Annotated in this window: 19 protein-coding genes; 2 read left to right on the top strand and 17 right to left on the bottom strand. The window is 52.0% G+C overall.

Translation table 11 applies throughout. From position 1 onward, the window contains the following. Positions 1–34 precede the first annotated feature (34 nt). The 6 genes from mnmL to SLIP_RS03035 all read right to left on the bottom strand — a co-directional run bounded on the left by mnmL (position 35) and on the right by SLIP_RS03035 (position 6,131). On the bottom strand, positions 35–997 hold the full coding sequence (gene mnmL, locus SLIP_RS03065) for a tRNA modification radical SAM protein MnmL/YtqA (RefSeq protein ID WP_013174814.1): 963 nt from the start codon (positions 995–997) through the stop codon (positions 35–37). A 546-nt stretch (positions 998–1,543) separates the two neighbouring features. After that, entirely contained in the window at positions 1,544–2,518 is a 975-nt protein-coding gene (meaB, locus tag SLIP_RS03055; protein ID WP_013174812.1) for a methylmalonyl Co-A mutase-associated GTPase MeaB, read from the bottom strand. A gap of 127 nt (positions 2,519–2,645) precedes the next feature. Then, positions 2,646–3,320 (bottom strand): phosphoribosylaminoimidazolesuccinocarboxamide synthase, encoded by a 675-nt coding sequence (locus tag SLIP_RS03050; RefSeq protein WP_013174811.1) that lies wholly within the window; start codon positions 3,318–3,320, stop codon positions 2,646–2,648. A gap of 17 nt (positions 3,321–3,337) precedes the next feature. Beyond that, the gene (locus SLIP_RS03045; protein WP_013174810.1) at positions 3,338–3,988 is read right to left on the bottom strand and encodes a LysE family transporter; all 651 of its coding nucleotides are present in this window, start codon (positions 3,986–3,988) and stop codon (positions 3,338–3,340) included. A gap of 47 nt (positions 3,989–4,035) precedes the next feature. Beyond that, positions 4,036–5,232, bottom strand: a complete 1,197-nt coding sequence (locus tag SLIP_RS03040) for a vWA domain-containing protein (RefSeq protein ID WP_041432660.1) — start codon at positions 5,230–5,232, stop codon at positions 4,036–4,038. A gap of 38 nt (positions 5,233–5,270) precedes the next feature. Beyond that, positions 5,271–6,131 carry an AAA family ATPase gene (locus SLIP_RS03035; protein WP_013174808.1) on the bottom strand — a complete coding sequence of 287 codons (861 nt, stop codon included), beginning with the start codon at positions 6,129–6,131 and terminating at the stop codon, positions 5,271–5,273. A gap of 306 nt (positions 6,132–6,437) precedes the next feature. Between SLIP_RS03035 and SLIP_RS03030 the strand changes: the two genes are divergently transcribed. Both SLIP_RS03030 and SLIP_RS12705 read left to right on the top strand, forming a co-directional pair. Further along, a complete protein-coding gene (locus SLIP_RS03030; RefSeq protein ID WP_013174807.1) occupies positions 6,438–6,986 on the top strand; it encodes an immunoglobulin domain-containing protein in 549 nt (182 codons plus the stop codon). A gap of 615 nt (positions 6,987–7,601) precedes the next feature. Beyond that, positions 7,602–8,213 carry a polysaccharide deacetylase family protein gene (locus SLIP_RS12705; protein ID WP_049764998.1) on the top strand — a complete coding sequence of 204 codons (612 nt, stop codon included), beginning with the start codon at positions 7,602–7,604 and terminating at the stop codon, positions 8,211–8,213. A 44-nt stretch (positions 8,214–8,257) separates the two neighbouring features. Here the strand turns inward: SLIP_RS12705 and ligA are convergent, their stop codons facing one another. The 11 genes from ligA to SLIP_RS02965 all read right to left on the bottom strand — a co-directional run bounded on the left by ligA (position 8,258) and on the right by SLIP_RS02965 (position 19,483). Next, on the bottom strand, positions 8,258–10,264 hold the full coding sequence (gene ligA, locus SLIP_RS03015) for an NAD-dependent DNA ligase LigA (RefSeq protein WP_013174805.1): 2,007 nt from the start codon (positions 10,262–10,264) through the stop codon (positions 8,258–8,260). Between the two features lie 73 nt (positions 10,265–10,337). Continuing rightward, complete coding sequence (locus SLIP_RS03010; protein WP_013174804.1) at positions 10,338–12,467, bottom strand: ATP-dependent helicase; 2,130 nt, start codon at positions 12,465–12,467, stop codon at positions 10,338–10,340. Positions 12,468–12,606: 139 nt separating this feature from the next. Then, a complete protein-coding gene (gene hisIE / locus SLIP_RS03005; protein ID WP_013174803.1) occupies positions 12,607–13,269 on the bottom strand; it encodes a bifunctional phosphoribosyl-AMP cyclohydrolase/phosphoribosyl-ATP diphosphatase HisIE in 663 nt (220 codons plus the stop codon). Then, positions 13,266–14,024 carry an imidazole glycerol phosphate synthase subunit HisF gene (gene hisF / locus SLIP_RS03000; RefSeq protein ID WP_013174802.1) on the bottom strand — a complete coding sequence of 253 codons (759 nt, stop codon included), beginning with the start codon at positions 14,022–14,024 and terminating at the stop codon, positions 13,266–13,268. The genes hisIE and hisF overlap by 4 nt, the downstream gene beginning before the upstream one ends. A 68-nt stretch (positions 14,025–14,092) precedes the next feature. Then, positions 14,093–14,821 carry a 1-(5-phosphoribosyl)-5-[(5-phosphoribosylamino)methylideneamino]imidazole-4-carboxamide isomerase gene (gene hisA / locus SLIP_RS02995; RefSeq protein ID WP_013174801.1) on the bottom strand — a complete coding sequence of 243 codons (729 nt, stop codon included), beginning with the start codon at positions 14,819–14,821 and terminating at the stop codon, positions 14,093–14,095. Then, the gene (gene hisH, locus SLIP_RS02990; RefSeq protein WP_013174800.1) at positions 14,818–15,423 is read right to left on the bottom strand and encodes an imidazole glycerol phosphate synthase subunit HisH; all 606 of its coding nucleotides are present in this window, start codon (positions 15,421–15,423) and stop codon (positions 14,818–14,820) included. The genes hisA and hisH overlap by 4 nt, the downstream gene beginning before the upstream one ends. Positions 15,424–15,459: 36 nt before the next feature. After that, a complete protein-coding gene (gene hisB / locus SLIP_RS02985) occupies positions 15,460–16,056 on the bottom strand; it encodes an imidazoleglycerol-phosphate dehydratase HisB (protein WP_013174799.1) in 597 nt (198 codons plus the stop codon). Beyond that, complete coding sequence (gene hisD, locus SLIP_RS02980) at positions 16,053–17,348, bottom strand: histidinol dehydrogenase (RefSeq protein WP_013174798.1); 1,296 nt, start codon at positions 17,346–17,348, stop codon at positions 16,053–16,055. Before hisD ends, hisB begins: the two co-directional genes overlap by 4 nt. Beyond that, the gene (hisG, locus tag SLIP_RS02975; RefSeq protein WP_013174797.1) at positions 17,345–18,004 is read right to left on the bottom strand and encodes an ATP phosphoribosyltransferase; all 660 of its coding nucleotides are present in this window, start codon (positions 18,002–18,004) and stop codon (positions 17,345–17,347) included. The genes hisD and hisG overlap by 4 nt, the downstream gene beginning before the upstream one ends. 18 nt (positions 18,005–18,022) lie before the next feature. Next, positions 18,023–19,183 (bottom strand): ATP phosphoribosyltransferase regulatory subunit, encoded by a 1,161-nt coding sequence (gene hisZ / locus SLIP_RS02970; RefSeq protein WP_013174796.1) that lies wholly within the window; start codon positions 19,181–19,183, stop codon positions 18,023–18,025. Further along, positions 19,184–19,483, bottom strand: a complete 300-nt coding sequence (locus SLIP_RS02965; protein ID WP_013174795.1) for a YerC/YecD family TrpR-related protein — start codon at positions 19,481–19,483, stop codon at positions 19,184–19,186. It lies immediately after the preceding gene. Positions 19,484–19,537: the final 54 nt, after the last annotated feature.

The following is a 19,537-nucleotide window of genomic DNA, read 5'->3' as shown; positions in this document are numbered from 1 at the left end:
TTCTTTTCTCCCCGCTGTTAGACAGTTTCAGCGCTTAAAGCTGGCCCCGGAACTTGCGCAGGGCCTTCCCGTTGAGGTAATCGCACCTGCAACCCTGGAAGCTCTGGCGGCTTTTCATTCGCTCAATGATCATGTCTCTTATTTTCCACCAGCTTACACCCCAATTACAAAATAATGTATTCTTGGCAGGCGCCCTACCGATCAGCCGCTGGATTACCACATCTGGATGGAGGTACTCGAGAAAAGCGATCACTCGTTCCACGTACTCATCTAGGGAGATTATCTGTACCTCTCCCCGCTCGTACATCTCTCCCAACACGGTGCCCTTGAGAATATACAGGGCGTGCAGTTTTACATACTGCACCCCAAGTGCAGATAACACTTTAGCGTTTTCGACGACATCTATTTCCTCGTCACCGGGCAGATTCAGGATGAGGTGAGCACAGACCGCGAAATCCCTTTGCTTAACCCGGAGGACCGCGTCGATAAACTCGGCCAGGGTGTGGCCGCGGTTAATTTTAGCCAGGGTCCGGTAGTTGACGGTCTGCAGGCCCAGCTCTATGTCCACCGCTAACTCCCGACCTCGGGTTATTTCTGCCAACCGATCGAGATAATCGTCACTGATACAGTCGGGACGCGTGGAGATGGAAAGCCCGATTATATCCGGATCCCCAACCGCCGCTTCGATGTTCTGGGCAAAGGTTTCTAAAGGTAAATAGGTGTTGGTAAAAGCTTGAAAATAGGCGATGAACTTGCGTGACCCGTAGTTTCTCCCGATATATGCTTTGTTACGTTCCAGCTGTTCCTTTACTCCTATCCAGTTGGGCAAACACTCGAAGCCCGACCCTTCCTCGCCGCAGTAGATGCAGCCCCCCCATCCCAGGTTCCCGTCCCGGTTAGGACAGCTTCCCGCCAGGTTAACGGGTAGCTTGTACACCTTTTGGCCAAATCTGGCTTTCAAGTGCTCGGAATACGCTCTATAGGGCAAATCCGGCATCCGTGTCAACCTCTCTTTCACCTGTACTTCCTTAACAAGGAAACATTCTAACTGTTTTGAACACATACCTTCATGACCCCTAGCGGAGTTACCACTAGAAAATGAAAATGCTGCTGTGGAGAAGTGTTAGCCGGGCGAAGCGACGTATGACGAGCTCCGGCACTCAACCCAGCGACAATTTAATGAAAGAAAGGTCCTTGAGACTCCCGTTGAGTGCCGGACAACACACGGCGAAACTGAGGGCTGCGAAGCGGAGTGCAAAACAGGAGGTTTTGCACAGCGAGGGACTGAGTTCCGGCACTCAGGATGAGTGTAGCTTGGAAGCCCTTTCCGATTTCCCGGAGCATGCCATTCCCTGAGTGCCGGACGAATCCTGAGCGGTACGCTTCGCACCGAAGCGAGCCGATGTGTTGCAGGCGAGGAGTCTTGGAGCGAGCCGGCTAACACTTCTCTCGCGCCACTCTCATTCACGGAGCATACCTAAGCAAGACTGATCAAAAATAATAGGGTGACTCTCATCACCCTTCCCGACCAACTCACCCGTTTTTAACAAACACTGACCTTCCCGTTCATATACCGTCGGGCAACCTCCTCAGCCAAAGTATACGGGTCAGCTTCTTTAGCTACCAGCTGTTCTACCATCTGGCTGAATTCTCCCGTCCTTACCAGCTCGTCTAATATCGGCTCCAGTATATAACCCCTCAATGCCTCGTTAAGCTCGTATAAGGCCTTCCTTCTCTGCCGCTCACCTAAAATGTTGTTCTCTATCAGCATCTTGTAGTGTTCCTCTATCTTCTCCGCCAGTACCTCTACGTCCTGGGCAAATTGATGCGGGTCGTAAATGTTCTTGGTCATTATAACCGGCGGCCTCCAGCCTCCCGGAAACGACGGCGACATGTCTAGCATCATGTTCACTTCAGCATACAGCTTCCCGGCTCCCTCCCGGTCCGCCTTGTTTATCACAAATATGTCCGCTATCTCCATTATCCCCGCCTTTATCGCCTGTATCGCATCCCCCATCCCCGGTACCAGCACCACTATCACGGTGTGAGCGTGGTTGATGATGTCTACTTCCTGCTGCCCCGCTCCTACTGTCTCGACTATTATCATGTCTTTTCCCATCGCATCCAGTACGTGTATACTGTCCCCTATCGCCTTCGACAATCCCCCCATCGCTCCCCGCGATGCTAAACTCCTCACAAATACCCCCGGGTCCTCGGCGTGCCGCTGCATCCGGCACCTGTCCCCCAGAATCGCCCCTCCGGTAAAAGGACTGGTCGGGTCTACTGCCAGAACCCCTACCGTCTTCCCTTTCCTCCGCACCGAAGCTATGATACCGTCGGTCAGCGTGCTCTTGCCTGCCCCCGGAGAACCGGTAATCCCTACCACGTGGGCCTTCCCCGTGTATGGAAATACCTTCTTTACCGTCTCCTTGGCCCCTGGTATATTGTCCTCAAGGTTTCTGATAAGCCGGGATGCCATGCGGACATCGCCTTCGAGAATTCTCTTTACCTCTTCCATTACCTCCACCCCCTCGCAATAATACAGCACCCGTCTCGCGTGCGCGGATTAAACTCAAAATAATCGCAAATGCCGACCGGCTTTTCTTTTATTTATTATAATACGAAAATCTCGGTTTTGGGTAGACTCACACAACAATATCCGTTAGGTCGCAAGCACTAACCTGCTGACCGTTTTTGAAGACCCGCATGTTGTCCCCCGATATGTCATCTATAACCGCGATTTCATCGCCTATTTTCCCGAATTCAAATTTAATGTCAACCAGGTCTAATCCGCGAGAGGCCAAATCATCCCTTACTATCGTCGCTACCTTCCGAGCGATCTCCTTGACCTGAACTAGTTCCTCTTCTGTGAGCAGCCCGAGTTTGACCAACGCCTCATCGTTGATTAATGGATCGCCGCGTTCATCGTCTTTGAGAGTGATTTCGACAAGGCCATCCAGAGGTTGAAATTCCTCAACATAGTCTCCATAACGTTCAATAAAACTCCCGTAAGCCTTGAACCGACAAATAACTTCCAGCCCCCGGCCAAAGGTCTTGGCCTTTCTGACAGCCATCGTGTTCTTTTCAATATCCGCTTCGATGTAATGGGTAGGAACACCTTCCTTCTTCAACAAATCAAAAAAGTGGCGGGACAATTTTAATGACGCTTGCCCTTTACCCTTTAGGGTTCCGAGTACAAAGTTGGACCCAGGGGCTATACGCCCGTCTTCACCTGTAACATCGTCTTTGAAATATAGCAGGTAGCGCCCATCCTCTAACTCGTAAACGCGCTTCGTTTTCCCTTCGTATACCAACCTCATCTTTTGGCCCCCCCTATCTAATACCAAAACTGCCAAGCACTGTACAGGAAATACGCAGCCATTCCCCATAAGAAAACCCCAAAAATCAACAGCAACCGTCGGTACCATTCCCCGCTCAACCATCGCCGCCCCTGGGCCATCACCGCCGAGACGATTCCCAAAGTTATGATGTCGGCCAGATAGTGCCCACCGAAAAAAAGAGCAAGCCCTAGGGAGCCAAATCTGCTGGCCAAAACTATATAACTCACGCCGACGGTAGCCCACCACATAATCCAGTAGGGATTACCGACCGTGGCCCCTATTCCTGCCACCACCGGGCCTAACTCGTTCCGTTCTTCAGCCATAAGTGCCGTCATTTCATCTAAACTCGCTGTCCTTGCATCCCTGATCAGGAAAAAGCCCATGACTCCAAGCACAACCGCTCCTATAGCCGCTACCGCACCCGCCAGGCTCGATCGTGCTAAGACGGCTCCTGCCCCCAGCCCCAAAGCCAGTACCAGCAATGCCTCTACCAGCCCGTGCCCGAGACAAACCTTCATCCCTGCTTTGACCCCATTACGGGTCGCCCGAACCATGGTTACCAGAGTCAAAGGACCCGGAGTCATAGCCCCTGACAACCCTACCACAAACGCGGTTGTGACTATACCTATTAAACCGATTGCCTTCATCCTCCCGTCCTATCGCCATCTATATGACCTGCTCAGCACTTTTGAGTTCAAACCACTCGACCCTTCAGGCACTTGATGGCCTGCTCCAAACCGTTCAGAGTCAGCTCGTACATAGGGAACACTTCTCTGATCAGCTTTATGGTATACGCGCCCTCGGTCCACCGCCAGTAACTGGCTGGTATCGGGTTCAGCCAGACGCTGTACTCGAACCTATCCTTGACCCTTTGTAACCAGGCAATCCCCGGTTCCTCGTTGTGAAGATCCCAGTCTATGATTCCCCCCGGCATCGTCAGTTCACTGGGAGCCATGCTGGCATCACCAACCAAAATAACCCGATAGTCAGAATCGAGGTTGGAGAGCACGTCACTCGTCTTTATACTGTCCCGACGCAAACAGCTGGGATGAGGATAAAGCCAATCGTAAATACAATTATGGAAGTAATATACCTGAAAATCCTTAAAGTGCGAAGACCGGTGCATTGCGGTGAATAACTGGTTGCAGAGCCGGCTGTAAGCCAGCATCGAACCGCCGGAATCCATGAGCAGCAGCACTTTTATGGCGTTACGGCGAGGCCGGTTCCACACCAGCTTCAAACGGCCCGCATTTCTACCCGTCGCTTCGATGGTGGCATCGATGTCCAGTTCAGTCCTCGGTCCTTCAAAGCGGGTAGTGAAATGGCGCAATTTGCGCAACGCCATCTGGAACTGCCGCGTGTCCAGGGTTTCATCATCGGTAAAATCTGCCCAGCGTCTCTCAGCCGCCACCTTGACCGCCGAACGGTTGCGCGATTCTCCTCCCAGCCGGATTCCGCCGGGATGGTAGCCGGAATGGCCGAAGGGAGACGTACCCCCTGTTCCTATCCAACGGTTTCCTCCGTGGTGTTCTTCGTTCTGTTGAGCCAAGCGTTCTGCCAGCATCCTCTTCAATTCTTCTATATCATACTGGCGTAAGGTGCCGTCAAACTTCACTCGGTGATTTTCGGGAAGCTCCCTATCAAGCCACTTCCATATCTTATCTGGCAAAGACTCCGGTGTCTCTATACCGTCGAAATAGCTGGCAAAAGCCCGGTCGAATTTATCATAATAGGTTTCAGACTTGACCAATACCGCCCGGCAGAGGTAGTAAAACCCGGTAAGGCTGGAACCGGCCAGCCCCTTTTCGAGGGCCTCCAGCAACGTGTACCACTCATTGACCGACACCGGCACCCCGTGGGCTCTTAACTCATAAAAAAACTCGGTGAACATAACTATCACCCGATCCCAAAACCGTAATTCACCCTGATTCAACGGGAATAAAACGAAGGTTTACGACCGCCCCGCGGGTTACGCAAATTCCACAGCAAGGTTTCGACATCTTGGTTCTTTTTAAGCAAGACCCCGAGAAACGGGATTTCCTCTCCGATCTTGCGCGGGTTGATACCGCCGATAACCAGGGCCTGCAGCCAGTCTAACAGCTCGCTGGTGCTGGGTTTTTTCTGTAGGTTGGGCAGGCTTCGGATCCAGTAAAAAGCTTCGAGACACTGTTCCAAAAGTTTGCGATCGAGATCAGGAAAATGCACTTCCACGATCTCCTTCATGCGTTCCGCATCCGGGAACTCAATATAGTGGAAGATACAGCGCCGCAAAAAAGCGTCCGGAAGTTCTTTTTCCGCGTTGCTGGTAATAACCACGATCGGCCGGTGCTTGGCAACCACAGTCTCCTTGGTCTCAGGAATGTAAAAACTCATCTGGTCAAGTTCCCACAGCAAGTCGTTGGGGAACTCCAAATCCGCCTTGTCGATCTCATCGATCAACAGCACCACCTGTTCATCGCTTACAAAAGCCTCTCCCAGCTTGCCCAGCTTTATATACTGCCTGATATCGCTAACGTCACGATCCCCGAACTGGCTGTCATACAAACGCTGAACGGTGTCATAGACGTATAACCCTTCCTGAGCCTTGGTCGTAGACTTGATGTTCCAAATTATTAGCGGTTTGCCCAGCGCATCGGCGATGCTCTTCGCCAGCATAGTCTTGCCGGTACCAGGCTCTCCCTTGATGAGCAAAGGCTTACCTAAAGCGATGGCAACGTTCACGCTGTTCTGCAGCTCTTCGCTGGCAATATAGGAATTTGATCCTCTGAATCGACTGAACTGGTTTTTCATCTTGGGCCTTACCTCTTCTCCCGTAATATTCCTCTTATTAGGCCATGGTAACAAAAACCTACCCCCCCGTCAATCGACTGAAAGCCACAAGCCTGCGTCCGGGCTACCTGTACAAGCCCTGTTGGCCCAAAATCGATACGCGTGCAAGTTCCATGCCCTTACGTCTAAACCCAAGCTCTCCTCTGCCGGTTTGCGAAGAAAAACCGATTCCAGGTAAGGATTATTAATGGTTGCTCGACGTATATCAAACGTGTAGAATGAGACTCATAGCTGTGGTAAGCTCGAGTTTGAGGGAGGCAGGCCATTGTGTTTGGAATACCCAAGTGGAACATTGCTCTCATCGTGGTGCTTTTGGCAGGAATGTTTGGTTATGCGACCTATTTCGACGTCTCTACCCCGGAAAAAACGGTGGAAAAGTTCTATCAACTACTCGGCACAGGAAAATACGACCAAGCTGCCGAGTATTTGAGCGTGAACTGGGCTTATTCTGTGCTGTTTCCAAAATACAACAATACCGCTCCAAGCGAACTTTTGAAACGGGAATCAGCTATACGCAAGGAGATGGGCCAAGCGCTGGCCCAAAACCTGCCCGAAGCCGGTACAGGTGAACTAAAAGTCACAGCCCGGCCGTCATTAACCCGCAGTGGAAGCAAAGCCGCTCTGGTGGTGTGTGATTACCGGGTACCTAACAGTAAGGTACAGGGCCAGCAGTTGGCCCTGCTGGTTAAAGAATCCGGTCGGTGGCGGCTGTTTGAGCTCTCGGACGTCACTGGCTATGACCTTAGTTTTCTTAAAGACGTGAACATGGAAGATTTGGACAGCAAAATGAACAGTTTTTTCCAGGCTAAGGGATAACTCAACCGTAACGTTACGTACAATTCTGGTTTTTCTTTGGACGGGTATGCACTCCATTATTTCCCTGGAGGATAAAGGCAGTGATTGTCGAAACAGCTTAATACAGTATAAAAGCACATCCGGGATGGGGGTAAACACGTGTCGACAAGGCCCAAGAAAAAAGCGCACCCGTCCAAGGTTTCAAGGAAAAAAACTCGGTCCCGCCAGCGCAAGACAGCAGTGCCCGCCAGCGTAGCCAGTATCCGCTTGCGCCTCTATTCGTATATTTTTTTGGCCGTGATCCTGGTTTTTGGCTTGACCATTGGTGGCTACGCCTGCTGGTATCCAACCGGTCACACCCCTTCCGACACTAGCGATACCCCCTCCGGTGTTGCTCAAAATGGTAATAATCGTGAAACCGAGACCCAAACAAACAGTCTTCCTTCTGGAACCATGCCTAAGATATCTTCATCTTCGGACGCATCAACGACGAACCTTGACTCGACGGGCAATTCAAACGGTAACCCTGTTTCAGGTGCCAGTGAGGAGCCCCCCTCTGCCAAACGCTTGGTCTGGTACTATGTCCCTGGCAAGAATCACCAGCAGCCATTTATTCCCCAATCGGCGCGGGAGTTGATGGCTAAGTACAACGGAATTTACCTGGGAAGTCCAGATGCCAAGCGAATCTACCTCACTTTTGACGCCGGGTACGAAATGGGCTACACCGCCACCATACTTGACACCTTGGCCCAGTACCAGGTAAAAGCGGCGTTCTTCGTAACCAAGCCCTTTATCACGTCCCACCCCGAGCTGGTCAAACGGATGGTAGCGGAAGGTCATGTGGTAGGCAGTCACACGGCGACTCATCCTGATCTGACCACCATATCCGAAGAGAAAATAGACAAAGAATTGGAAACAACTGAAGCCGCTTTCTTAGCTGCAACCAGACAGCCGCTTGCCCGGCTGGTAAGACCGCCGAACGGAACCTACAGCGAAAAAGTGCTGGCAACCCTTCATTCCCTCAATTACCGGCCAGTTTTTTGGAGTATGGCTTTTCGGGACTGGGATGTCAAGAATCAGCCTACGCCTGCTAAGATATTCCAAGACGTTACCGGCAACATCCACCCCGGGGCCGTCATACTCCTGCACAACGTTTCCTCCAGCAATGCCCAGGCCCTGCCTAACATAATCGTGGAGCTGAAAAAACAAGGGTATGAATTCGCCCCTTTATCTGACTTTCTTCAGTGAGCGTAACCCGAGAAGTTGCGGTCGTCATCAGCTCTACCCCTCGTTTATGCCTTTGCCTGTCTTCCTAAGAGTTGCAAGAACTGGTTTTCATCCAAAACCGTGACACCCAAAGCCACAGCTTTGTCGTATTTTGATCCCGGATCCCTACCAGCCACGACGAAGTCGGTCTTGCGGCTTACGCTATTAGTCACCTTGCCCCCGCGATCCTCGATGGCTTTCGTCGCTTCATTCCTGGTCATCGACTCCAACGCACCCGTCAACACAAAGGTCTTGCCCGCGAACTGGCTGTCTTGTGCCATAGAAAATTCAGGCTCAACCGTGTTAACCCCTGCTTTTTTCAGTTTGTGGATGCTGTCCCAATTCCTAGGCTCAGCGAAAAACGCCGTTACGCTCTCCGCAATCTTCTCCCCGATTTCCGGGATAGACATAAGTTCTTCGCGGTCTATGTCCGAAAAGCGTTCTATATCCCGGTAGTGCTCCGCCAGTATCCTCGCCGTCTTGAGCCCTACGTAACGGATGCCGAGGGCGTTCAGCAACCGATGCAGCGGGCGCCCTTTGCTCTGCTCCAGAGCCCTAATCAAGTTGGCGGCCGATTTCTGTCCCATCCTTTCCAAACCTGCCAGCTCTTCGGCTCTAAGATAGTACAGGTCAGCTACATTGCTCACCATTCCCCTGTCTACTAGCTGTTCCACTAAGGCAGGCCCCAAGCCCTCGATGTCCATAGCTTCCCGCGAAGCAAAAAAGATCAGGCTCTCCTTCAAACGGGCCGGGCAGTTTATGTTGTCGCAACGATATGCAACCTCTCCCGAGAACCTGACCACCCGCGAACCGCAGGCTGGGCACTTGTCCGGCATCTTGAATTCGATCTCTTTGCCGGTCCGTTTCTCCGGTAGTGATCTTACCACCTCAGGTATGATATCCCCGGCTTTATGAACCACCACCATATCGCCTACGCGGATATCTTTTTCACGAATCAGGTCGTAATTGTGTAAACTCGCCCTGCTCACCGTAGTACCCGCCAGGCTGACCGGCTCCATGACCGCGGTGGGAGTTATCACCCCGGTGCGCCCGACGTTGAGCTCGATGGCAACGATCTTTGTCTCTTTTTCTTCGGCCGGAAACTTATAGGCTATGGCCCAGCGCGGGCTTTTGGCAGTTGCTCCCAAAAGCTGTCTCGCCGGCAGCGAATTAAGTTTGACCACTACTCCATCTATTTCGTACGGAAGTTCGTGCCTTCTCCCTTGCCATTCCTCACAGTATTCCAATACCTCGTCCAGAGAAGCACACCAGCGGAAGTTTCTGTCTACCGGGAAACCCAACTCGGACAGAAACTCTAACGTTTCCCGCTGGCTGTCTATTTCTTTCCCTTCCAAGTGTAAGATATCATAAACCAGAAGACCCAAGGTGCGCCCAGCGGTCACTTTCGGGTCAAGTTGCCGGATGGATCCTGCCGCCGCGTTACGGGGATTAGCAAAAGTCTTTTCCCCCCTGTCCTCCCGTTCCCGGTTCAAGCGAGCAAAAGCCTCTTTCGGCATGTATACTTCTCCCCGCACCTCCACCCGCGGCAAAGGATAAGTCAGCCGCAACGGCAAGGACTTTATGGTGCGGATGTTGGCCGTAACATCTTCCCCTACAATCCCGTCTCCACGAGTAGCACCGCTCATCAAGACCCCGTCCTGGTATACCAAAGCTATCGACACCCCGTCGATCTTCAATTCACAGACGTAGGCAACAGCCTCATCCCCCAGTCTTTCCTTCAAGCGCCGGTTAAAATCCCGCAGTTCCCTTTCATTGAAAGCATTGTCCAAGCTCAATAGAGGTACCCGGTGCTGAACCGGCGTGAACCCTTTGAGCACCTCTCCGCCTACCCGCTGGGTGGGAGAATCAGGGGTAACGAGGTCCGGATAAGCCTGTTCGAGCTCGACCAACTCCCGGAACAAACGGTCATACTCAGCGTCACTGATTAAGGGCTGATCCAACACGTAATAGTGATAGTCGTGCTTTCGAATCTCTTCCCGCAACTTTTCGGCTCTTTCCCTAGGGGTTTCCACACCTGTCCCTCCTAGCCAAAGTTCCTCTGCACTACACCATCCTGAGGATGCTGTCACAGTCTGCTACAGTCTATCACCAACCGTCAGATCCCTCTACCTTCACCATAGGTGCTATATCGGTCCTCAACATCTTGGTCCCAGCTACGACAAAGTCGACTATGGCTATCTCCCCGTCCTCCAACACATCAATCACTATACCTTGCCCAAACTTACGGTGCTCTACCACGTCTCCCGGGGCCAACTCCAGCTTTGGGTCTGTGGTTTCCGGGAGTATCTCCGTAAACCCGGGGTCCGCAGCATGGTCTGAAATGAAAAGCCCTCTAGGTATCTCGCCAAGGAAACGGGAAGGCAGGTTTCGCATCTCATAACCCCACAAAACGCGGCTGAACGCGTTGCTCAAGAACAACCTTTCCTTAGCCCTGGTGATACCGACATAACACAGCCTCCGTTCCTCTTCGATCTCGGCTTCGGTTTCCGCTTTAGCCGAGGGGAAAATACCTTCTTCCATCCCGGTCATGAAAACCACCGGAAATTCGAGACCTTTGGCACTGTGGAACGTCATCATCGCCACCGCATCGGAAACATCCGTCGTATCTGTATCCTGAACAAGAGAAACCTCGGCTAAAAACTCTCCCAGGTTTCCACCCCGCGTTCGGTCGAATTCTAAGGCTACCGATTTCAGCTCGCGCAGGTTTTCTATCCTCTCCTCTGCCCCCAGCGGATCCCTTCGACAAATGTCTTCGACATATCCTGATGATTCCAGGAGCTGTTCTAAAACTGCCATTACCGGCTCGTTTTCTCCCAAAACCTGCACAAACTTGATTAGCCCGTAGAACTCCTCCAAGGCCTCAGCTACCCGGCGCGAAATCCCCGGAATATCCGCAGGATTAGCAAGGGCTTCCAAAACCGGTAAGGCAGAAGCAGCAGCAAATTCTTCTATCCTCTTCAGGGTGACGTCCCCAACCCCCCGGCGGGGAAGATTGATGACGCGCCTAAAACTCAGCGTGTCAAAAGGGTTTACTGCCAGTTTCAGGTAGGCCAGTACATCCCTAACTTCTTTTCGCTGGTAGAAGCTGCGGGCGCCTACAATATAGTAAGGCACCAGCCTTCTTTTTAAAACGTCTTCCAGGTAGCGGGACTGAGCATGGGTGCGGTAAAAAATAGCCATATCCCGGTAACGGTACCCCTGCCGGACCAACTCCGCAATAGTTTCGGCAACGAACTGTGCTTCCTCCTGGCCATCTACAGCCCGAAAACGCCTCAACTTCTCCCCGACGGGATTATCGGTTTTCAGCACCTTTTCTTCGCGTTCGCAGTTATGTCTTATGACCGCATTGGCTGCGTCCAATATAACCTTGGTAGACCGGTAGTTTTTTTCCAGCTTGATGATTCTGGCCTCCGGATAATCCCTCAAAAATCGCTTGATATTTTCCGGTTCGGCCCCTCTCCAACTGTAAATGGATTGGTCCGGGTCCCCTACTATGAAGAGGTTACGGTGTTCTTGCGCCAGGGTATGACTTAAAACGTACTGCGCATAATTTGTATCCTGGTATTCGTCGATCATTATGTACTTGAACCGATCCCGGTATTTACCCAGCACGTCCTCGTTTTCCCGAAATAGGCGTATGGTCAATAAAATTAAGTCCTCGAAGTCAAGGCCGTTCATGGCCTTCAACCGGGCCTGGTAAAGGCGAAAGGCCTTTTGGTAAACTTCCCTCAGATTAACTGGCAAGGTCGAACTTCCGAGATCCTTTTTTTCCGAGGCCAGGCTGTTTTTGGCTTGATTTATAAAATAGGCTATTACTTCCGGCTTGATTCGGTATTCATTCAGGTCTTGTAAACACTCCTTGACCAAAGCTCTCTGTTCGGCCTCGTCCACAATGCTGAAATCCCGGCTGTAACCCAGGCGGTCTATCTCCTGACGCAGGATACGGTAGCAGGTAGCGTGAAATGTTTGTATCCACTGGCCGGTAAAACCCGGAATCAATCGTTCTACCCGTTCTTTCATTTCGCGGGCGGCCTTGTTGGTAAAAGTTATGGCTAGGATGTTCCTGGGACGAATACCTGTATGACACAAATAAGCCAGGCGGGTCGTTAGTACCCGGGTCTTCCCGCTGCCTGCTCCTGCCAGAACCAAACACGGACCATCCACATGTAAAACCGCTTCCTTCTGCTCTTGGTTTAATCCTTCCACTAGCTTCATCGACCTCATTCCCCATAGGCAAATCATAAAAACAAAAACCGGTCTATACTCCCAGATCAATTAGGGACCAGTGTTGTGCCTCCTACATCTATACACCAAGCCCGTTCATTTAACCTGTGCCTGACCGGTAAACGCTTTTTCAGCGACGAGAGCGTAGTTCGGCAAAAACATCCTTTAGCTCAACACCGTGGTAGACCATCAACACCAAAAGATGATACATGAGATCCGCCAGCTCGTATACCAGTTGCTCCTCCGAGTTGTTCTTAGAAGCGATGACTACCTCCGCGCTTTCTTCCCCCACCTTTTTTAAAATCTTGTCCTGACCCTCATTGAAAAGATACGAGGTGTAGGAACCTTCGGGTCTAAGTCTTTGCCTGGCTTGTATCACCTCGTAAAGTTCAAACAAGATGGAGGGGGTTCCAGGCCGCCGCGGGTAAACCTCTTCCGGGTCGAACAACCGTGGTGAAACAAGGGTTCCATCCCAATCCCGGTAAAAACAGGAATAGTGCCCGGTGTGGCAGGCAGCACCCTCTTGGTCCACCGTAATCAAAAGCGAGTCCTGGTCGCAGTCATAGGCGATATTTTTTACCCTCTGGACATTCCCCGAGGTTTCTCCTTTCATCCAAAGGCACTGGCGGCTGCGGGAATAAAACCAGGTATACCCGCTTTCCAGAGTCTTGAGCAAAGACTCCCGGTTCATGTAAGCCAGCATCAGCACCTGCTGGGTCTTTTCGTCCTGTATTATGGCCGGGATTAATCCCTTTTCATCAAATTTCAGCTGTTCTATAAAGCCTCTACTCATCGTCTAACCACCACTCCCTTAGCCTCCAGGTACTCTTTAGCTTGCTTCACCGTGTACTCGCGGTAATGAAAGATGGAAGCGCATAAAACAGCATCGGCTTTCCCTTCAAGAATCGCCTCTGCCAAGTGTTCCAGGTTCCCAGCACCTCCGGAGGCGATGACCGGTATCTTTACCGCTTCGCTCACCGCTCTCGTCAATTCAATATCGTACCCGTCGCGGGTACCATCCTTGTCCATGCTCGTAAGGAGTATCTCCCCTGCACCCAAAGACTCCACCCTCTGCGCCCACCACACAGCATCGATGCCCGTAGGAGTGCGTCCCCCGTTTATGCAGACTTCCCACTGTCCGGGCCCTGCTTCGCGAGCATCAATAGCCACCACGATGCACTGGCTCCCATATTTTTTCGCGCTCTCCATAACCAAAGACGGGGATTTCACCGCAGCAGTATTGATAGATACCTTGTCCGCCCCCGCGTTTAGCATTACCCGGATATCCTCAGGGGTTCTTATGCCACCGCCTACGGTAAACGGTATGAACACGTTTTCCGCAGTCCTCCTAACCACTTCCACCATTGTCTTCCTGCCTTCATAAGAAGCACTGATATCCAGAAACACCAGTTCATCGGCCCCTTCTCGGTCGTAAAAAGCCGCCAATTCCACTGGATCTCCGGCATCTTTCAGATTCAAGAAATTCACGCCCTTTACAACCCGGCCTTCGTGAACGTCCAAGCAAGGAATTATTCTTTTGGCCAGCATTCATCCCCACTCCCTATGCTTCTTCTCATGCGGCCAGTAGTAGTACTTCTTTAATACTATCTAGTCCTCTACTCCTCGACCAAGCTTAAAGCCTTTCTCAGGTCAATAGTACCATCATAAATGGCTTTACCGATTATGACTCCTTCAACGCCTAGCTCCTCCAGTGTTAAAAGCTTCTCAACATCTTCCAGGCTTGAGACTCCCCCCGATGCTATGATGCGTAAGCCGGAATTCCGGGCAATCTCCTCTGTGGCCTCGAAATTAGGTCCCTGTAACAAACCATCCTTGGTCACATCGGTGTAAACTGCCCGGACGATTCCCAGTTCTTTCATAGACCGAGCAAGATCTACAGCCTTCACCTTTGCCACTTCCACCCAACCCTTAACCGCAACCATACCATCGCGGGCATCAAGCCCCAGCACAATCCTTTCCGGTCCAAAACGCTCCAACAATTCCTGAGCGAAACTAGGACTCTCTACCGCCTTGGTCCCAATTACAACCCGGGCCGCCCCCACGGCCAGGACCTGTTCAACATCCTCGAGGCTACGCAAGCCGCCGCCCACCTGAAAAGGAATCTCGACTGAGTGCGCTATCTCTTCGATCACTTCCAAGTTGCGCGGGCCACCGGCAAAAGCGCCGTCCAGGTCCACCACGTGTAACCAGCGGGCTCCCAACTCTTGGAAAGACCGCGCAACCCGTGCCGGCTCGCTCGAATAAACGATTTCGTTCTCCCTTTTACCCTGGACCAGGCGCACGCAGCGTCCTTCCCTGATATCTATGGCCGGGAAAATAATCATGGCCGCCACTCTCCAAAATTCTTTAGCAGCTTCAGCCCCAGGGTGCTGGATTTCTCAGGGTGAAACTGGGTCGCAAAAACGTTACCGTCTACAACCGCGCAGGTGAAAGTGATGCCATGGTCGCTGGTGGCCGCTTTGACTTTCTCATCATAAGGCACCACGTAATACGAGTGAACGAAATAAAAATAAGACTGGTCAGGAATCCCGTCGAACAGCGGAACCTTCTGACAATACGACACCTGGTTCCAGCCCATATGCGGCACCTTCTCGATGGACGGCAGACGCGTAACCCGCCCGGGGATTATATCCAAGCCCCGGTGAAGACCGTCTTCTTCGCTTTCCGAAAACAGAAGCTGCAGGCCCAAACAGATGCCCAAAAAAGGCTTGCCTGCCCTCACGACCTCGGAAATAGCCTCATTCATACCCGAACTTCTCAGGTTCCTGGCAGCATCGGCAAACGCCCCTACTCCGGGCAGCACTACCCTTTCGGCTTGAACCACCTTATCCGGGTCAGACGTGACCTCCACCGCAAACCCCAGTTTCTCCAAGGCTTTGTGAACGCTGCGCAAGTTGCCCATCCCGTAGTCTATGACCGCTATCAAGTAACTTCCCCTTTCCCCTGAATGAGTCTAGAAGCCTTAAAGCTTACCTTTAGTCGACCAAACCCCTTCGACCCGGGGTTCGTACTCTATCGCTTCCTTCAAGGCGCGGGCAAACGCCTTAAAGACTGCTTCCAGGATATGATGGCTGTTGCTTCCCCGGATCAGGTCTATGTGCAGGGTTATCCCGGCGCTGTTTACCACCGCCCGGAAGAACTCCTCCACCAGTTCAGTGGCGAAGGTGCCAACCCGTTCCCCCGGCACCGGCACGTGATAAGAAAGGTAGGGGCGACCGGAAAGGTCAACTACCACCCGGGCCAAGGCTTCATCCATCGGTATGGTAGCCGAACCGTAACGGCGTAACCCCTTCTTGTCCCCGATGGCCTGCTTCAAAGCCAGTCCGAAACACAGGCCGATGTCTTCTACCGTATGATGATCATCAACCTCGGTGTCGCCTCGGGCCCATACCTTGAGATTGCACAAACTGTGCATAGAAAACAGGGCCAACATGTGCCCTAAAAAAGGCATTTCCGTGTCTATCTGGTAACTCCCGGTGCCGTCCAGCTCCATTCGTAAAAGAATCTCGGTTTCGGTGGTTTTGCGGTGGATTTCGGCACTCCTTATTTCATCACTCACTCGACGGTATCCTCCCTTCGTATCCTGACCGAATTGGCATGGGCAGTCAGGCCTTCAATCTCGGCCAAAGTTACAATATCCTGCCGGGCCTTTGCCAAACCGGTCTCGGAATAGTAAAGCACACTGGTTTTCTTCAAGAAAGTATCTACCGTCACCGGCGAATAGAAACGCGCGGTACCACCAGTGGGAAGGATGTGATTAGGTCCAGCATAGTAGTCGCCGACCGGTTCCGGGGTGTACCTGCCCAAGAATACGGCTCCCGCATTCTTAATATACCCTAACCATTCGAAGGGATGCTCAACCATCAACTCCAGGTGTTCCGGTGCCACCCGGTTCGCCACTTCGCAGGCTTCTCTCATGTCCTTTACGATTATAACCGCACCCTGTTCCTGTAAAGACCTTTCTATTATGTCACGGCGGGACAGCGAAGCCAACTGCCGCCCAATTTCCCTTTCCACCTCATCCACCAGCTCTTCGCTGTCCGTAACAAGCATGGATCGGGCCAGAACATCGTGTTCAGCCTGGGACATCAGGTCAGCAGCCACGTAGGCAGGTTCCGCCTTGTCGTCTGCGATTATCAATATCTCGCTGGGACCCGCCAGCATATCGATATCGACATCTCCGTACACCATTTTCTTAGCCAAGGTCACATATATGTTGCCAGGACCGGTAATCTTATCCACCTTCGGTACAGTTTCCGTTCCCCAAGCTAAGGCAAAAACGGCTTGGGCTCCACCCATCTTGTAAATCTCTTTGACCCCCAGCTCCGCTGCCGCCACCAGAGTGTAAGGGTTAACCCGCCCGTCCGCTGCCGGCGGTGTCACCATGACTATCTCTCTTACCCCCGCCACCTGGGCTGGAATTGCGTTCATGAGAACAGACGAAGGATAAGCCGCTGTTCCCCCGGGAACGTATATGCCTACGCGATCTAAAGGTCGGTAAATCATCCCCAAGATGTTGCCGGTTTCGTCCGGTTCCATCCAAGAGTTATGTAACTGCCTGCGGTGAAATGCCCTAATGTTAGCAATTGCCGCCCGCAAGGCAGAAATGTACTCCTCGCCTACGGCCTTGTAAGCCTCGATTATCTCCCTTTCATCAACCCTAAAGTTGTGAGGTCCTATGTCAGCCCTGTCAAACCTGCGCGTAAACTCATAGACCGCTTCGTCTCCACGGGTTTTCACTTCTTTCGCGATGTAAGCTACCCGTGTTTCCAGCTCCTGTAACCCGGAATACGGAACCCGCAGGAATTCCTCCAAATCTGCGGTTCCTGCTTTCATTCTCCTGATAATCATTGTCTCACCTCTCTGTTCTTTACCAGGTATCTTATCCTGTCGATGAGGGGTTGCAGCTTATGGTACTTAACTCTGTAGCTTATCCGGTTCACGATCAAGCGGGCCGTGGACTCCATTATCTGGACCAGTTCCACCAGGTTATTCTCAGCCAGAGTCCTGCCAGTGGAAACGATATCCACGATCATATCTGAAATGCCCATAAGGGGTGCCAACTCGATGTTTCCGTGGAGCTTTATGATGTCGACCTGTAGGCCCTGCTGCCGAAAAAACTCGGCAGCCACGTTGGGAAACTTAGTAGCCACCCGGCGGTAACTCAACTCTTCCAAGCTGATATCCTTCATTTGGGCCGGGACCGCAACCACAAAACGGCAATACCCGAACCCTAGGTCTACCATCTCAAACACGTCTTTGCCCTGTTCCACTATTATATCCTTCCCCACAATACCCAAATCAGCGGCCCCATGTTCGACATATGCGGGAACGTCGGTTGGACGACATATTATATAGCGCAGGCCCTGCTCCGAAAACTCGAACAGAAGACTGCGCGAGTCCTCCTTGATGTCAAAAGTCGGAAGGCCTAGATCAGCCAGCAAGTTAAGACTTGGTTCAATCAATCGCCCTTTAGGCAAGGCAAAAGTCACGGTATCGGCTAACATCTCATTCTCCTCTTCACCCTACTTATCATCGACCCATACCAGTTCCCAGCCGCGCTGACGGCCTTGGGCCTCGACTTCATCTCGAGACCGGCCGTGGACATCGAGACAGACAACCCGCCCTTCCTTCCTCAACCGGCGAGCAGTCTCGGCCACCTTTGTCAGATCGCTGCCTGCCACCAGACAACAAGGCTCTGTTGGTGCAGACATTGACCCCAGGGCCAAGAGCACCCTCTCTACCCCCACGGCGAAGCCAGTAGCTGGATTAGGCCAACCGTAGCGTCCCATTACATTATCGTATCTCCCGCCTCCCAACAAAGGATACCCCAGGTTCGATGAATAACCTTCAAAAACCACCCCGGTATAGTAATCCAGCCCCCTCAGTACACCCAGGTCGATTACCACCCGGTCTTCAACGCCAAAAGCCCGCAGAGCCCGGAACAAAACCTTGAGCTCCTCGACCCCGGCCATCACTTCCGGCCACTCCGAAAAATCCGGTAAACGTTCCAGGATTTCCAGGCCCCCGTTTAATACCGGCAGCTCTATAAATGTTTCCTTCAACTTGCTGTCCAAGTGCAGATCCGATAGCTTCCTTTCAAGCCCGACCAAGTCCTTGTTCATGACCAGTCTCTTAATCTCATTCTCGTCTTCATGAGCGAGCCCACTTTTTCGCAATAGCTGGTTGAATATCTTGACGTTGTTCAAGCTCAACTGGAACTCTTCCACCCCCAAGCAAGTCATTAGCTCGACTGCCAGGGCAATTACTTCCGCGTCTGCCCTTTCCCCTCCTGCTCCCAGCATCTCTACCCCTATCTGCCAGAACTCATTGTACTTGCCATGTTGAGAAAGGCTGTGACGAAAAACATTGGCCCGGTAGAAGAGACGTAGCGGCAACGGATCTTTTCGCAGCTTGGTCGAAGCCATCCGGGCTATGGGAATAGTCATATCCGGGCGCAAGGCCAAAAGTCGGCCGTCCCGGTTTTGGAACAAAAAAAGCTCTTGCTGATCCACGTTCATATCAGCAACTTGTATGACTTCCAAATATTCTACCGTAGGAGTAATTACCTCCTGATAACCCCAGGAGGCAAAAAGGTCTGCTGCCTTTTTCTCGATTATTCTTTTCAGTTTGGCCTCTCGGGGAACGTGATCCTTGAAACCTGGAGGGATCTCTTTAGCCTTCATTTAATCATTCTGCTCCTTCAACCTTTGTAAAATGAGCTGGTAGCCGTTAGCCCCGTAGTACAGGTATCTTTTCACCCGGCTGATGGTAGCGGTGCTGGCCCCGGTTTGTTCGGCAATGCCGTTATAAGTATGGTGCTCCTTGAGCATCCGGGCCACCTGCAGCCTCTGAGCCATAGCCTTTATTTCTGAAACTGTGCACAGGTCATCCAGCAGCCGGTAGCCCTCGTCTTCGTTTTTTAAGGCTACTAAGGCTTTAACCAGTTGGTCGGTCTGGTCGTCTCTCCAATTCGGCTCATACATGAGTACTCCCCCTTAAAACATAGTTATAAACATAAAACCATGCACAAAAGAGCC

The organism is Syntrophothermus lipocalidus DSM 12680 (assembly GCF_000092405.1).
GTDB lineage: Bacteria > Bacillota > Syntrophomonadia > Syntrophomonadales > Syntrophothermaceae > Syntrophothermus > Syntrophothermus lipocalidus.
Note: the sequence above shows the minus strand (reverse complement) of the source record. Positions and strands in the feature narration are given on the sequence as shown.

Bases quoted from the DNA above. Each gene is read 5' to 3' on its own strand.
- mnmL (WP_013174814.1), bottom strand. From the start codon at position 997: ATGCCGGATTTGCCCTATAGAGCGTATTCCGAGCACTTGAAAGCCAGA.
- meaB (WP_013174812.1), bottom strand. From the start codon at position 2,518: ATGGAAGAGGTAAAGAGAATTCTCGAAGGCGATGTCCGCATGGCATCC.
- SLIP_RS03050 (WP_013174811.1), bottom strand. From the start codon at position 3,320: ATGAGGTTGGTATACGAAGGGAAAACGAAGCGCGTTTACGAGTTAGAG.
- SLIP_RS03045 (WP_013174810.1), bottom strand. From the start codon at position 3,988: ATGAAGGCAATCGGTTTAATAGGTATAGTCACAACCGCGTTTGTGGTA.
- SLIP_RS03040 (WP_041432660.1), bottom strand. From the start codon at position 5,232: ATGTTCACCGAGTTTTTTTATGAGTTAAGAGCCCACGGGGTGCCGGTG.
- SLIP_RS03035 (WP_013174808.1), bottom strand. From the start codon at position 6,131: ATGAAAAACCAGTTCAGTCGATTCAGAGGATCAAATTCCTATATTGCC.
- SLIP_RS12705 (WP_049764998.1), top strand. From the start codon at position 7,602: ATGGCTAAGTACAACGGAATTTACCTGGGAAGTCCAGATGCCAAGCGA.
- SLIP_RS03010 (WP_013174804.1), bottom strand. From the start codon at position 12,467: ATGAAGCTAGTGGAAGGATTAAACCAAGAGCAGAAGGAAGCGGTTTTA.
- hisIE (WP_013174803.1), bottom strand. From the start codon at position 13,269: ATGAGTAGAGGCTTTATAGAACAGCTGAAATTTGATGAAAAGGGATTA.
- hisF (WP_013174802.1), bottom strand. From the start codon at position 14,024: ATGCTGGCCAAAAGAATAATTCCTTGCTTGGACGTTCACGAAGGCCGG.
- hisA (WP_013174801.1), bottom strand. From the start codon at position 14,821: ATGATTATTTTCCCGGCCATAGATATCAGGGAAGGACGCTGCGTGCGC.
- hisD (WP_013174798.1), bottom strand. From the start codon at position 17,348: ATGATTATCAGGAGAATGAAAGCAGGAACCGCAGATTTGGAGGAATTC.
- hisG (WP_013174797.1), bottom strand. From the start codon at position 18,004: ATGTTAGCCGATACCGTGACTTTTGCCTTGCCTAAAGGGCGATTGATT.
- hisZ (WP_013174796.1), bottom strand. From the start codon at position 19,183: ATGAAGGCTAAAGAGATCCCTCCAGGTTTCAAGGATCACGTTCCCCGA.
- SLIP_RS02965 (WP_013174795.1), bottom strand. From the start codon at position 19,483: ATGTATGAGCCGAATTGGAGAGACGACCAGACCGACCAACTGGTTAAA.